This is a genomic window from Kitasatospora sp. NPDC030952 (assembly GCF_055571335.1).
The window spans coordinates 55,136-68,634 of record NZ_JBVIFM010000002.1; the positions used below are offsets into that span (position 1 = coordinate 55,136).

Sequence of the window (13,499 nt, forward strand, 5' to 3'; positions counted from 1 at the left end):
TCCGCACTCTTCAGCCGACCCAAGGACTGCCACTGTGAGCGAGCGCGTCATCGTCCCCCGCAACCGGGGATTCCTCTTCCTCGACTCCCACCCGGCGGGCTGCGAGCGGCTGGTGGCCGACATGTGGCGGGACTGCCCGGACCCGGCCGAACTGCCGGACGGCGAAGGGCCGGTGGCCCTGATCATCGGCTCCTCGGCCGGGTACGGCCTGGCCGCGGCCGTCGCCGGGCTCAAGCGGGCCGGCATCCGCGGCGTGCTGGTCTCCTTCGAGAAGGCCCCCACCGGGCGCCGCACCGGCACGGCCGGCTGGTACCGCACCGCCGCCACCGCCGAACTCGCCCGCGCCGCCGGGCGGGACCTGGTCCTCCTCAACGGGGACGCGTTCTCCGACGCGATGAAGGAGCAGGTCGCCGACCTGATCGAGCACCGGTTCGGCGGCCGGCTGGACCACCTGGTCTACTCGGTGGCCGCGCCCCGGCGCATCGACCCCGACACCGGCACCACGTACGCCTCCGTCCTCAAGCCGATCGGCCGGACCAACCGCACCAGGACGCTGGTCTTCGACGACCAGGGCCGTCCCGAGGTGCGCGAGGTCGAGACCTCACCGGCCGAGGGCGACGACATCGAGCAGACCGTGGCCGTGATGGGCGGGACGGACTGGGAGCGCTGGATCGACCACCTGGCGGGGCGGGGACTGCTCGGCGAGGGCTTCACCACCGCCGCGCTCTCGTACATCGGCTCCCCGCTGACGGCGGCGATCTACCGCCAGGGCACCATCGGCGCGGCCAAGGCCCACCTGGAGGCCACCGCCCGCACCCTGGACGAGCGGCTCGGCCAGACGCTGGGCGGACGGGCCGTCACCTCCGTCAACGGCGCCGCCGTCACCCAGTCCTCGACCGCCGTCCCCGGCATCGCCCTGTACACCGGGCTGCTGCGCGGCGTCCTCGGCGCGGGCATGGTCCCGCCGGTGCACCAGCTCGCCGCCCTGTGGGACCAGCTCACCGGCGCCGCCCCGCTCGTCCTGGACGACGAGGGCCGGGTCCGCCTGGACGGCTGGGAACTCGCCGACGGCGTCCAGGCCGCCGTCGCCGAACGCTGGGCGGCCGCCACCACCGACACCGTGGCCGACCTCGCCGACCTCGACTGGTTCCACGCCGAGGTCCAGCGCCTCTACGGCTTCGCCGTCCCGGGCGTCGACTACACCGCCCCGGTGGCCACCGACGTCCCCTGGCCCAGCCCTGCCTCCTGAGACCGACCGGCACATGGTGGGCGGCGTCGCGACGCCCGGGCTGTCGCCCGGGCGTCAGCCGATGCTGAAGGCGCCGTCCGGCGGCGGCGGGGAGTCGGTGGCGTCCGCGTCGGTGACCGGGGCCGCCCGGCCGACCAGCGCGGCCAGTTCCTCGCCGTCGGTGAGCCGGGCCGGGAAGATGTCGCCCGCCAGCAGCCGGCTCAGCTCCGCCGCCGGCAGCGGCGCCGTGGAGCCGGCCAGCAGGATGTTGCCGTACCGGCGCCCGCGCAGCACCGGGGCCTCCGCCACCAGGCAGACGTACGGGAACACCGCCGCCACCGTCGCCGCCTGGGCCCGGGCGAAGGCCAGCGGCGGGCCGTCCGCCAGGTTGGCCGCGTAGCAGCCGCCCGGGCGCAGCGCGGCGGCGGCCAGCCGCAGGAACTCCACCGAGGTGAGGTGCGCGGGGGTGCGGGAGCCGTGGAAGACGTCCGCGATCACCAGGTCCTGGGAGCCGGCCGGGGTGGCGGCCAGCGCCGCCCTGGCGTCGCCCACCGTCGCGGTGATGTCCGCGCCGGGGCCCTGCCAGGGCAGTTGCTCGGCGACCAGGTCGAGCAGCGGCCCGTCCACCTCCACGACCCGCTGCCGCGAACCGGGCCGGGTCGCGGCCAGGTAGCGGGGCAGGGTGAGCGCGCCGCCGCCCAGGTGCAGCGCGTCCAGCGGACGGCCGGGCGGGGCGAGGACATCGGCCAGGTGGCCGAGCCGGCGGGTGTACTCGAACTCCAGGTGCGTCGGGTCGGCGAGGTCGACGTAGGACTGCGGGGTGCCGTCCAGGGTGAGCAGCCAGCCGCCGTCGCGGTCGATGTCCGGCATCAGCTTGGCGAAGCCGAGGTCGGTGCGCCGGCCGACCGGGACCGGCTCGTCCGCCCCCGGAACCCGGTCATCCGGCCCCGGCACCGGCTCGTCCGTCACGCGGGCTCCCCCACCGGGCGGACGTCCAGGTGGGCCGCGAGCCAGCGGTCCAGCTCGGCGAACACCTCGGTACGGGCCTTCTCGCCGGACAGCACCAGGTCGTGCATCCCGCCCTCGATCCGGACCACCGTCACGTGCCGGCCCAGCCGGGGCCCCTGCGCGGCGATGTCGTCGGCGCGCAGCACCCCGTCCGCGTGGTGCAGGGCGTTGTGCCACTTGGTGGTGGAGACGGACCTGGTCGAGGCCATCAGCAGCACCGGCACGTCGATCCCCAGGCCGTGCCGCAGCCGCCGGTGCCCCTGGTGGATCGCGGCCAGCCAGCCCGCGTACAGCGGGAAGCCCTCGGCGGGCTTGAGCCTGAGGTCGAAGTCCCACTCGCCCTTGTGGTCCTTGTGCAGGCTGTGGGTGTAGTGCGGGTTGAGCGAGGAGGGCAGGATCCGGGTCGGCTTCGCCCGCCCGAGCGCCGTCACCACCGGCCCGCCGGCGGTGCGCACGGCCGCCCCGGCCGGCATCGACAGGAACGGACTGTTCAGGAACAGGCCGTCCACCAGCCCGCGCCCGGCCCGGCGCCCCGCCCACAGCGCGCCCACCAGCCCACCGGTGGAGTGCCCGTTCAGCAGCAGCTGCCGGTGGCCGTCCACCTCCCGGATGATCCGCACCGCCTCGTCGATCTCCTCGTCGTACTCGGCGAGGTCGCGGATGAAGTTCGGCGACTGGTGCGGGCGCAGCGAGCGGCCGTACTTGCGCAGGTCCAGGGCGTAGAAGGAGAACCCGAGCGCGGCGAAGTGGTCGGCCAGGTTGGTCTGGAAGAAGTAGTCGTTGTACCCGTGGACGTACAGCACCGCCCGCTCCGAGCCCGGCACCAGCCGCCGCACGAGCGTCGCGCAGACCGCCCCCTCGTCGTCGGGCCGCAGCGTCAGCTCGGCCGCCTCGTAGGGGGCACCCAGGATGTCTTCCCGAAACTCCATCTGCCGCCGCACCCGTTCCCTCTGCTCCGCCTGCCCCTGCTCGGCAGGTGTCCACCCGTTTCCGCCCCGACCATACCGGCCGGTAGGCCCACCCCGCGCGGCGGCGGGGTGCCGCCGCCCTCCGGGGCCCGGCGAGGGCCTCCGGCAGCGCCCCCGCCCTCCTCGTCCGCGCGGTGGGCGGGCCGTCCGTCGCGGCGCCGTCGCGTACCCCGCCGGGGTAGCCGTCCGCGCCTCCCGACCGCTTCTCGTGCGCCTCCTGTGCGCCGGTGGTCGTGTGGAACGCTTCCCGGACAGAGACGGCGAGTTGGGGAGTTTGCATGCAGCACGGGCATATCGATCCATCCCTGTACCGTTCGGCCGCCGAGGCGATCGCGGCGCCGCCGGAGAAGCTGGCCTACGTGGCCGGGTTCGACCGGTCGGCCCGGCGGCCGGACGCCCTGCTCACCGTGGACACCGATCCGGCCTCGGCGAGCTACGGGAAGGTGCTGAACTTCGCCGAACTGCCGACGCCGGGCGACGAGTTGCACCACTTCGGATGGAACGCCTGCTCCAGCGCCCTGGCGCACGCCTGCCACGAGAACCCGGAGCGGCGGTTCCTGCTGCTGCCGGGGCTGCGGTCCTCCCGACTGCACGTGATGGACACCCGGCCGGACCCGGTCCGTCCCCGGCTGGTGAAGACGGTCGAGGCCAAGGAGCTGGCGGCGAAGTCGGGTTACTCGCGGCCGCACACCCTGCACTGCGGCCCGGAGGGGGTCTTCCTGTCCTGCCTCGGCTCCGGCGACGGCGACGACGGGCCCGGCGGGGTGGCGCTGCTGGACCACACCACCTTCGAGGTGCTGCGCCCCTGGGAGACGGAGCGCGGGCCGCAGCACTTCGCGTACGACGTCTGGTGGCACCTCGGGACGGACGTCGGGGTGACCAGCGAGTGGGGCACCCCGTGGATGGTCGAGGACGGAGTACTGCCGGAGCAGCTGCTCGCCCGCAAGTACGGACACGCGCTGCACTTCTGGGAGCTGGGCACCGGCCGGCACCTCCAGCGGGTCGACCTCGGGGACCAGTACCAGATGGTGCTGGAGCTGCGCCCGGCGCACGACCCGCAGGCGGAGTGGGGCTTCGCCGGGGTGGTGGTGAACGTGGAGGACCTCTCCTCCTCGGTCTGGCTCTGGTACCGGGAGGGCCCGGCGTTCACCGCCCGCAAGGTGATCGAGATCCCCGCCGAACCGGCCACCGCCGATCAACTGCCGCCCGCACTAAGGCCGTTCGGTGCCGTCCCGCCGCTGGTCACCGACATCAACCTGTCGGTGGACGACCGCTGGCTGTACGTCTCGGCCTGGGGCACCGGCGAGTTGTTCCAGTACGACGTCTCGGACCCGTTCCACCCCCGGCCGGCCTCCTCCGTCCGCCTGGGCGGGGTCGCCGCCCGGACACCGCACCCGGCCGAGCCGGGGCGGCCGTTGAGCGGGGCGCCGCAGATGGTGGAGATCAGCCGGGACGGGCGGCGGCTCTACCTCACCAACTCCCTCTACGGCGCCTGGGACGACCAGTTCTACCCGGACGGCATCGAGCCCTGGCTGGTCAAGCTGGACGCCGACCCGGTGGCCGGCGGACTGAGCATCGACGAGCGGTTCTTCCCGCACGGCGCGGAGTTCCGGGGCCTGCGCGTCCACCAGACCCATCTGGCGGGCGGGGACGCCTCCTCGGACTCCTACTGCTACCGCTAGGGCAGGCCCTCGATGGGACTCAGCCCCGTCCGGTCGAACCGCCTTTGGTCCAACGGCAGCCCCACCGCCAGCAGTTGGGCACGCACCGAGGCGACCATCCCGGCCGGCCCGCTGACGCAGGCCAGGTACTCGCGCCAGTCCCCGGCGCCCGCGACGACGTCGGCGAGCCGGCCGGCCGTGACCGGGGTGAGCGACAACCAGGCCTTGTGCAGGGATAGTTCGCCGAGCGCCTGCCAGTCGTAGAGGTCGGCGCTGTCGCGCGCGCCGACGAACAGGTGCGCCCGGCGAACCCGGCTACCGGCTCTGCTCGGAAGCCGCGTGCCCGGCCTGCCCGGCCTCCTCAGCGCCCTCCGCCCGGCGCTCGGTGGCGTCCCAACTCGCCAGCAGCCGCAGGGACTCGGCGGACGCGGAGCCCGGTTCGGCATGGTAGGCGACCAGCACCTGGTCGCTGTCCCCGGCCGGGCGGAGCGTCTCGTACTGGAGGCTGAGCGGGCCGACCACCGGGTGGTGCAGCCGCTTGGTGCCGTGGCCCTTGTCCTGGATCCGGTAGGTGGCCCAGAGGCGGCGGAAGTCCTCGCTCTTGACGGAGAGTTCGCCGACCAGCGAGGCGAGCCCCGGGTCGTCCGGGTAGCGTCCGGCGTCCAGGCGCAGCAGGCCGACGACATCGCTGGCCTTGGTCTCCCACTCCTCGAAGAGCGCCCGAGCGGCGGGGTCGAGGAAGACGTGCCAGGCCATGTTGCGCTGCTCGGGCGGCATCACCGCGAAGTCGCCGAGCAGGGCGGTGCCGAGCCGGTTCCAGCCGATGATGTCCAGCCGTCGGCCGAGCACGTACGCGGGCACGCCCTCCATAGAGTCCAGCAGCTGCTGCAGCGCGGGCCGCACCCGCTGCGGGCGGGCGCTCGCGGCGCGGCCGGGGCGGCGGCGGGCGGGCTCGGTGAGCCGGCCGAGGTGGTCGCGCTCGGCGGGGCCGAGGCGGAGCACCCGGGCGATGGCGTCCAGGACGGCCGCGGAGACGCTCTCGCCGTGGCCCTGTTCGAGCCGGGTGTAGTAGGCGGTGCTGACTCCGGCGAGCTGGGCCAGCTCCTCGCGGCGCAGTCCGGGCACCCGCCGGCGGGTGGTGCCCTCCGGCAGGCCCACGTCCTCGGGCCGCAGCCGGGCGCGGCGGGATCGGAGGAACTCGATGAGTTCGGTGCGCTGGTCCATGACTGCAGTATGCGGGCGGGGTGAGTGGCCCGGGGGCGGGCGTGGGTGATACTGCCGTGCGTAGGTTGGGCGGTCGTACGTCCCGTTTCCCTACGCCTGGGGCTCGTACGCTCCGCCTTCGTACGACGAGCTCGGATCTGGTTGGGCCCGCCGCCCCGCAGCAGCCTGGTGGGCATGACGAACGAGACGACACAGAGCACCACGCAGAGCACCGCGACCCGCACCGTCGCCGCCTACGCCGCCCAGCGGCCCAAGGCCCCGCTGGCGAAGACCACCGTCACCACCCGGGCCGTCGGCGCGCACGACATCGTGATCGACATCCACTACTGCGGCATCTGCCACTCCGACATCCACCAGGTCGGCGAGGACTGGGGCGACGGCATCTTCCCGATGGTCCCGGGCCACGAGATCGCGGGCGTGGTGAGCGAGGTCGGCCCGGCCGTCACCCGGTGGCGGGTCGGCGACCGGGTCGGGGTCGGCTGCTTCGTCGACTCCTGCCGCGAGTGCGACAACTGCCGGGCCGGGCTCCAGCAGTACTGCACCGGCGAGGGCGGCATGGTCTTCACCTACAACGCCACCGGCAAGGACGGCCGGCCCACCTACGGCGGCTACGCCGCGGAGCTGGTGGTCGACGAGGCGTACGCGCTGCGCATCCCGGACGCGCTGCCGCTGGACGCCGCCGCACCGCTGCTCTGCGCGGGCATCACGCTGTACTCGCCGCTGGCGCACTGGGGCGCCGGCCCGGGCAAGAAGGTCGCGATCGTGGGCCTGGGAGGGCTCGGCCACATGGGCGTGCAGCTGGCCCACGCGATGGGCGCGGAGGTCACCGTGCTCAGCCAGTCTCCGCGCAAGCGCGAGGACGGACTGCGGCTCGGCGCGGACCACTACCGGGCGACCTCCGACCCGGCGACCTTCGAGGAGCTGGCGAGCAGCTTCGACCTGATCGTCAACACGGTCTCCGCCGACCTCGATCTGACCGCCTACATCGGTCTGCTGCGCGTCGACGGCACCATGGTGCAGGTGGGTGTGCCGGAGAAGCCGGTGTCGCTGCATCCGTTCCCGCTGGCCATCGGGCGCCGCTCACTGGCCGGTTCGGCGATCGGCGGGCTGCCGGAGACCCAGGAGATGCTGGACTTCTGCGGCGAGCACGGCATCACCGCCGAGATCGAGCTGATCCGGGCCGACGAGATCAACGAGGCGTACCGGCGGGTGCTGGACGGCGACGTCCGGTTCCGCTTCGTGATCGACGCCTCGACCATCTGACGCCGACCCGCGGAACCTCCGACGGCAGGCAGGCGGAACGCCCCGCGCGCCCGGTGCTCTCCCACCACCGGTTGCACGGGGCGTCGCCGGTGACTCCCGGCGGACCCGCTGCCCTCGGAGCCCTGCCCTCAGACCCCCGCCCTCGGACCCCGGCCCTCAAGCCCCGGCCGTCTTGGCCCCGGCCCCGGCCCGGCGCTCCGCGCGCCGGTCCTCCCGGCGCTGCCGCCCGCGGCGCAGCGGCTGGTCGGGCAGCCACCCGAAGGTCAGACAGGCGCCCACGATCCCGAGCAGCATCCCGATCAGGAAGCCGCCCAGGTTGGAGGTCACCCAGCTGCCCAGCGAGGCGAGCACGGCGAGGATGGAGTAGAACAGCCGCTGGGTCGGGTTGAACAGGATCAGCAGGCCGCACAGCACCATCACCGACGGCACCAGGTAGCCGGCCAGGCCGACCAGCGAGATGTGCAGCAGGAGGGGCAGCGGGGCCCACAGGGTGAACAGGATCTCGGCACCGCCGAGCGTCACCAGCAGCCCGCCCCAGAACGGCCGTTTGCCCCGCCAGTCGCGTTTGGCCGGGCCTGCGGGGCTCGCGGGCGCGGCGGTCGCGGCGGCTCCGTCGGGAGCGGCGGCGGGGCCGGCGACGGAGGCGGCCGTCGCGGCGGGGGTGACGGCCGTCCCCTCGGCCGTCACCTCCTCGGTCCGCGCGGTGGCGCCCTCGCCGGTCCCGGCCTGCTCCGGTACGGACTCCGTCATGTTCAGCAGCCCTTGGAGCTGAAGCTCAGCCGCAGGTTGGGCAGTTTGAACCCGACGGCGGTGCTCGCGTAGTTGTGCTGGTTGAGGTGGGTCAGCGTGACGTGGTCGGCCTGCTGGCCGAAGACGCCCGGCTGGCCCTTCCCGACCGGGCCGGCCTTGGTGTAGGTGCTGGCGTCGCCGCCGATCTCGATGTTCTTGAACTCCGCGTCGCCGGACAGCAGATCGGAGTCGGTGGTGAGGTCGGAGGCGGAGACCGGGGTGCCCTGGTCGCCCGCGTGGATCACCAGGTTGACGCCGCCGAGGTCGACGCTCTGGCACAGGTTGGTGATCTCGGCGGTCTTGATCGCCGACACCGCGACCAGTACCTGCCCGCCGGTGTTGCCCGCGTTGGGGCTGTCGGGAATCATCGAGTCCAGCGAGCCGAACTGGGCGAAGCCGTCGCCGTCGAGCTTGTCGGCGGTGATGGTGAACGGCATGCCGGAGATGGAGAACTGCGCGGCGAGCACGCCCTGGGCGGTGAGGGTCATCAGGATGCCCCCGACCGCGATGGCCGGTACGGCCATCAGGGCGGAACGCTTCATCCGGACCCGTCCTCTTCTGGTCCCGGTCGGCGTCTGCGGGGTTTCCGCCGCGGCGGCGGCTTCCTCGGACATGGCCATGTGTGCTCCCTGTGGATGGATTGGGTGTGCAGGCACTGGCACGTTGCCCTGGCGCGGACAGCGTTCCGCGCTCCGACCGGGCCGTCCGCCCCTCGGCAGCGGGGCGGATCCGGTCGGAGCGCGTGGAGTAACTGGGAAGCTACTGCCCGGTATTCGCCGGGTCAATACAGGTGCACGAAGGATCTTCACCAATCCTCGACCCGAGCCGCCGTGACGCCTCGGCCGGCCCGAGGAAGGGGGCGAGGCAGAACATGCTCAACACCGGTAGCAGCTCCGGCAGTTGATCACTGCACCCGGAGGAGATCCGGCGGTACACCGCGCTGTAGACGCCGCCCACCACCGCGTCGGTCATCTCCTGCACCCCTACCCCGTCCGGCAGTTGGGGCGCCTCGGCGAAGAACGCCCGGAACCGGGTGAGGAGTTGGTCCCGCTCACGACGCCCGGCCGGGCCGACCGCCTCGATCTCGATCACCGCCATGGTCGCGAAGGACGGTGTACCGGCGAGGAGTTGGAGCATCGCCCCGAGCGCCTGCCGGATCCCGGTGCACCAATCGGATTCGGCCGCGAAGGCCGCCGCCATCCGCCGGATCACCACGCCCGTCCCGTACCGGTGCGCGGCCAGGAAGGCATCCTCCTTGCCGCTGAACAGCTCGTAGAAGACCGGCCTGGTCACGCCCGCCGCGCGGCAGATGTCGCTCACCGTCGCGTGCTGGTAGCCGCGTTCGGCCACCGTCCGGACCAGCGCGTCCAGCAGCCGCTCGCGCTGGGTCGCGGCGACCACTCCGGCGGGCAGCCGGCGCGGGCCCGGCTTGATCGACCTGGCCGGATCCCGGCCGGTCCGGGCGCCTGGCAGCAGGACCACGTCGGCACTCCGGAGGTGTTTGGTATCCATCACCAACTCCTGTGTCCTGTATTGACATTGACGGAACGCCGGGTTTACAACACTGCCAGGTTTCCAACCGGTCGTGCGCAGGCCACCACCGGCGGAAACCCAGGGGCTCCGACGGTCCCGGGCGAGCCGCCCGGGCCACCGGACCAGGGCGGATCCGGGTCCGCGGCGGTGGCAGCCGCCCGTGCACCCGCACCACCGCACGTCCGCACGGCTCCGCACCGTGGCGCCGGGCACCGAACCGCACCCTCCGGCCCGCCGGGTACCGAACCGCCGTACCCGGCACCGCCGTACGGCCCCTCGCACGATGTACCACGCACCACCACCGTGCACCAGACCGTTGCACCGCACCGGTTCCACCGCACCGTTGCACCGCGCACCGCCGCACTGCACCGCACTGCACGAACACCGCCGTACCGCAGGAGCGGGCCCGTGGCGCCGGGCCCGCCCGCACCTACGGTCCGGCGGGGCTCCCGGTACGCCATGCACCTCCCCCGTCGTGCACGCCACCACTCCGGCACACGGGGATTCCCCCACCCGTCCCCCGGACGGAGAGAGGCACCCTCATGCGCATCCGTCGCACCTTCGCAGCCGCATCCCTCGCCGCCATCGCCCTCACCGGCGCCGCGGTCGCACCGGCCCAGGCCAGTGCCGCCGCCGTTCTGACCCAGGGCAGCGCGTCCGGCCCGGCCATCGCCGTCGGCGACACCCTGGTCGCCAACCTCGCCCCCGGCACCGCCGCCACCTTCACCAACGGCCCCGGCAGCACCAGTGGGGTGAGCTGTGCCAGCTCCTCGTTCTCCGCGACCGTGACGTCCAACCCGGCCGCCCCCGGCAGCGCGACCGAGCAGCTCAACAGTCAGTCCTTCGGCTCCTGCACCTCCAACGTCATCGGCGTCCGGAGCGTGAAGAGCGTCACCGCCACCAGCCTGCCGTACACCAACACCGTCACCTCGGGCTCCGGCACCAACGTCTCGCTCAACGGCACCAGCGCCGGCCCGGTGGGCATCACGGTGGTCCTCAACACCCTCCTGGGCACCGTGAACTGCGTCTACCAGAGCCCCAGCGGCATCACCGGCTCCACCTCGAACAGCAACAACAGCATCACCTTCTCCAACCAGGCCGCCAACCTGGTCTCCGGTCCGGGCCTGTGCTTCTCGACCGGCTACTTCAGCGCCAGCTACGGCCCGGTCACCGACACCTCGGTCGCCGGCAGCCCGGTCCTGTACGTCAACTGACGCCCCGGACCGGCCGATCCACGCGAGCGGCGTACGGTGGGCAGCCGCCCTCCGTACGCCGCTCCACCGCGCCGGCCGATCCCCCGGGACAAGCAAGTGACCGGCCGGTAGGGTGGCGCCGCGCGGGCCCGGCGGAACGGGCCCGTGGGAACCATCCCCGGGCCTCGGACACGGGCACGGGCACGGGCACGGCGAACCGGAACGGGGCGGGGCAGATGGCCGGCGACAGCAGCGGGAACGGCGACGGCACGGGATTCTTCACCTCGGTGGCGGACACCGCCGAACGGCTCGCCGCCACCGGCTACCTCGCCTCCACCGCCGTGGCCACCACCGTCTTCCTCGCCGACCGGCTCGGCAAGCCACTGCTGGTCGAGGGCCCCGCCGGAGTCGGCAAGACCGAACTCGCCAAGGCCGTCGCCGAACTGGGCGCGGCCCGACTGGTGCGGCTGCAGTGCTACGAGGGCATCGACGAGGCCCGGGCGCTGTACGAGTGGAACCACGCCAAGCAGCTGCTGCGGATCACCGCCGGCCGCGACGAGGGCTGGGACCAGGCCCGCGGCGACATCTTCGGCGAGGAGTTCCTGCTCACCCGCCCGCTGCTCACCGCCATCCGCGGCGAGGAGCCCACCGTGCTGCTGATCGACGAGATGGACAAGGCCGACGTCGAGGTGGAGGCGCTGCTGCTGGAGGTGCTCAGCGACTTCCAGGTGACCGTCCCCGAGCTCGGCACCATCACCGCCAGCCGCCGCCCCTTCGTCCTGCTCACCTCCAACGCCACCCGGGAACTCTCCGAGGCGTTGCGCCGCCGCTGCCTCTTCCTCCACCTCGACTACCCGGACGCCGAGTTGGAGCGCCGCATCGTCCGGCTCAAGGTGCCCGGCCTGGACGACACCCTGGCCGCCTCGCTGGTCCGGGTGGTCGGCGCGCTGCGCGCGATGGAACTGCGCAAGGCGCCGTCCGTCGCCGAGACCATCGACTGGGCCCGTACCCTGCTGGCGCTCGGCGCGGACACCCTGACCGACGCGGTCGTCCAGGACACCCTCGGGGTGATCCTCAAGCACCAGGACGACATCCGGAAGGCCGCCCAGAAGCTCACCCTCGCGTGACCCCGGCCCCGGCTCGCGTGACCCCGGCCCCGACGGCCACCGACACCGCCGCCCGGCTCACCGGCCTGGTCCGCGCCCTGCGCGGGCACGGCCTGCGGATCGGCCCGTCCGAGACGGTGGACGCCGCCGCGGTGCTCGACGTCCTCGGCTTCACCGACCGCGAGCAGATGCGGGCCGGCCTGGCCGCCGCCCTACTGCGCTCGGACGGCCAGCGGGTCGTCTTCGACGCCGCCTTCGACCTGTTCTTCCCGCTCGGCGTCGGCACCCCCGAGGCCCTGCGCAGCTCCGCGCCGCCGCTGCCCGACGACCCCGAACCGCCACGGTTCGGCCGCCCCGACCCGCTGCGCGAGCAGCTGCGCGAGCGCCTCGCCGCCGCCCTGGCCGCCGACGACCGGGCCGCCCAGGCCCGGCTGGCCGGCGAGGTGATCGAGGCCTTCGGCCGGTACGGCACCGGCAGCACCCCCGGCTCGGACGGCTGGTCCGCCCACCAGGCGCTCGGCCGGCTCGCCCCCGAGACCCTGCTCGCCCGGATCCTCGCCGCCCTGCGGGACCAGGGCACGGACGACCCCTCCGACCGCGGCCCCTCCGACCGCGACCTCGCCGACCGCGTCCTCGCCGACGAGATCCGCCGCCGCATCCGGGACTTCCGCGCCCTGGTCACCGGCGAGGCCCGCCGCCGGGTCGCCGAGGTGCGCGGCGCCGAACGGATCGCCGAGCGCGCCGTCGCCCCCACCGCCGACCGGGTCGACTTCCTGTACGCCGGCCGCGAGCAGCTCGCCGAACTGCGTCGCACCGTCCACCCGCTGGCCCGCAAACTCGCCACCCGGCTGGCCGCCCGCCGCCGCCGCGCCGCCCGCGGGCAGATCGACCTGCGCCGCACCCTGCGCCGTTCGCTCACCACCGGCGGGGTGCCGCTGCGCCCGGCGTACCGGCTGCGCCGCCCGGCCCGGCCCGAACTGGTGCTGCTGTGCGACGTGTCCGGCTCGGTGGCGGGCTTCGCCGACTTCACCATGCTGCTGGTCCAGGCGATGGGCGAACAGTTCAGCAAGGTGCGGGTGTTCGCCTTCGTCAACCGCACCGCCGAGGTCACCGACCTGCTGCGGCGCGGCCAGGACGACCCGGCCCGCCTCGCCGCCCGCATCCTCACCGAGGCCAAGGTGACGGGCTACCACGGCAACAGCGACTACGGCTCCGCCCTCGGCGAGTTCGCCGACCACCACCTGGACGCCGTCGGCCCCCGCACCTGCGTGCTCGTCCTCGGCGACGCCCGCAACAACCACCGCGACCCCAACGCCGAAGCCCTGCGCCGGATCGCCGCCCGGGCCCGCCGGGTCTTCTGGCTCAACCCCGAACGCCCCGACCTCTGGACCACCGGCGACTCCGCCGCCCAGGCCTACGCCGACGTCGTCGACATGCACTCCTGCCGCAACGCCCGCCGCCTCGCCGAGCTGATCACCCGCCTGCTGCCGGTCTAGGACGTGTCCGGCCGAACGGCCCGAGGCCGC

13 protein-coding genes are annotated in these 13,499 nt (G+C 73.8%); 6 read left to right on the forward strand and 7 right to left on the reverse strand.

The window, feature by feature from the left end; genetic code table 11:
• Positions 1–34: 34 nt before the first annotated feature.
• Positions 35–1,249 carry an enoyl-[acyl-carrier-protein] reductase FabV gene (gene fabV, locus ACZ47G_RS05140; RefSeq protein WP_465740089.1) on the forward strand — a complete coding sequence of 405 codons (1,215 nt, stop codon included), beginning with the start codon at positions 35–37 and terminating at the stop codon, positions 1,247–1,249.
• A 54-nt stretch (positions 1,250–1,303) separates the two neighbouring features.
• On the opposite strand, the gene ACZ47G_RS05145 is transcribed toward fabV, so the two are convergent.
• On the reverse strand, positions 1,304–2,197 hold the full coding sequence (locus ACZ47G_RS05145; protein WP_465740090.1) for a spermidine synthase: 894 nt from the start codon (positions 2,195–2,197) through the stop codon (positions 1,304–1,306).
• Positions 2,194–3,165, reverse strand: coding sequence for an alpha/beta hydrolase (locus tag ACZ47G_RS05150; RefSeq protein ID WP_465740091.1), 972 nt, complete (start codon positions 3,163–3,165; stop codon positions 2,194–2,196). Before ACZ47G_RS05150 ends, ACZ47G_RS05145 begins: the two co-directional genes overlap by 4 nt.
• Before the next feature lie 317 nt (positions 3,166–3,482).
• Between ACZ47G_RS05150 and ACZ47G_RS05155 the strand changes: the two genes are divergently transcribed.
• Entirely contained in the window at positions 3,483–4,886 is a 1,404-nt protein-coding gene (locus tag ACZ47G_RS05155) for a selenium-binding protein SBP56-related protein (protein WP_465740092.1), read from the forward strand.
• On the opposite strand, the gene ACZ47G_RS05160 is transcribed toward ACZ47G_RS05155, so the two are convergent.
• The gene (locus tag ACZ47G_RS05160) at positions 4,883–5,083 is read right to left on the reverse strand and encodes a hypothetical protein (protein ID WP_465740093.1); all 201 of its coding nucleotides are present in this window, start codon (positions 5,081–5,083) and stop codon (positions 4,883–4,885) included. The two genes, ACZ47G_RS05155 and ACZ47G_RS05160, sit on opposite strands and share 4 nt — an antisense overlap.
• A 97-nt stretch (positions 5,084–5,180) precedes the next feature.
• Positions 5,181–6,089 carry a helix-turn-helix domain-containing protein gene (locus ACZ47G_RS05165; protein WP_465740094.1) on the reverse strand — a complete coding sequence of 303 codons (909 nt, stop codon included), beginning with the start codon at positions 6,087–6,089 and terminating at the stop codon, positions 5,181–5,183.
• A gap of 174 nt (positions 6,090–6,263) precedes the next feature.
• Between ACZ47G_RS05165 and ACZ47G_RS05170 the strand changes: the two genes are divergently transcribed.
• Positions 6,264–7,352, forward strand: coding sequence for an NAD(P)-dependent alcohol dehydrogenase (locus ACZ47G_RS05170; RefSeq protein ID WP_465740095.1), 1,089 nt, complete (start codon positions 6,264–6,266; stop codon positions 7,350–7,352).
• Between the two features lie 156 nt (positions 7,353–7,508).
• On the opposite strand, the gene ACZ47G_RS05175 is transcribed toward ACZ47G_RS05170, so the two are convergent.
• The 3 genes from ACZ47G_RS05175 to ACZ47G_RS05185 form a co-directional block, all read right to left on the reverse strand.
• Positions 7,509–8,039, reverse strand: a complete 531-nt coding sequence (locus tag ACZ47G_RS05175; RefSeq protein WP_465740548.1) for a DUF6114 domain-containing protein — start codon at positions 8,037–8,039, stop codon at positions 7,509–7,511.
• A 65-nt stretch (positions 8,040–8,104) separates the two neighbouring features.
• Entirely contained in the window at positions 8,105–8,761 is a 657-nt protein-coding gene (locus tag ACZ47G_RS05180) for a DUF6230 family protein (protein WP_465740096.1), read from the reverse strand.
• 139 nt (positions 8,762–8,900) lie between these two features.
• A complete protein-coding gene (locus ACZ47G_RS05185; protein ID WP_465740097.1) occupies positions 8,901–9,653 on the reverse strand; it encodes a TetR/AcrR family transcriptional regulator in 753 nt (250 codons plus the stop codon).
• Positions 9,654–10,216: 563 nt separating this feature from the next.
• On the opposite strand from ACZ47G_RS05185, the gene ACZ47G_RS05190 reads away from it, so the two are divergent.
• The 3 genes from ACZ47G_RS05190 to ACZ47G_RS05200 all read left to right on the forward strand — a co-directional run bounded on the left by ACZ47G_RS05190 (position 10,217) and on the right by ACZ47G_RS05200 (position 13,469).
• Positions 10,217–10,888 (forward strand): Tat pathway signal sequence domain protein, encoded by a 672-nt coding sequence (locus ACZ47G_RS05190; RefSeq protein WP_465740098.1) that lies wholly within the window; start codon positions 10,217–10,219, stop codon positions 10,886–10,888.
• A gap of 215 nt (positions 10,889–11,103) precedes the next feature.
• The gene (locus tag ACZ47G_RS05195; protein ID WP_465740099.1) at positions 11,104–11,994 is read left to right on the forward strand and encodes an AAA family ATPase; all 891 of its coding nucleotides are present in this window, start codon (positions 11,104–11,106) and stop codon (positions 11,992–11,994) included.
• Positions 11,991–13,469 carry a VWA domain-containing protein gene (locus tag ACZ47G_RS05200; protein WP_465740100.1) on the forward strand — a complete coding sequence of 493 codons (1,479 nt, stop codon included), beginning with the start codon at positions 11,991–11,993 and terminating at the stop codon, positions 13,467–13,469. The genes ACZ47G_RS05195 and ACZ47G_RS05200 overlap by 4 nt, the downstream gene beginning before the upstream one ends.
• Positions 13,470–13,499 lie beyond the last annotated feature (30 nt).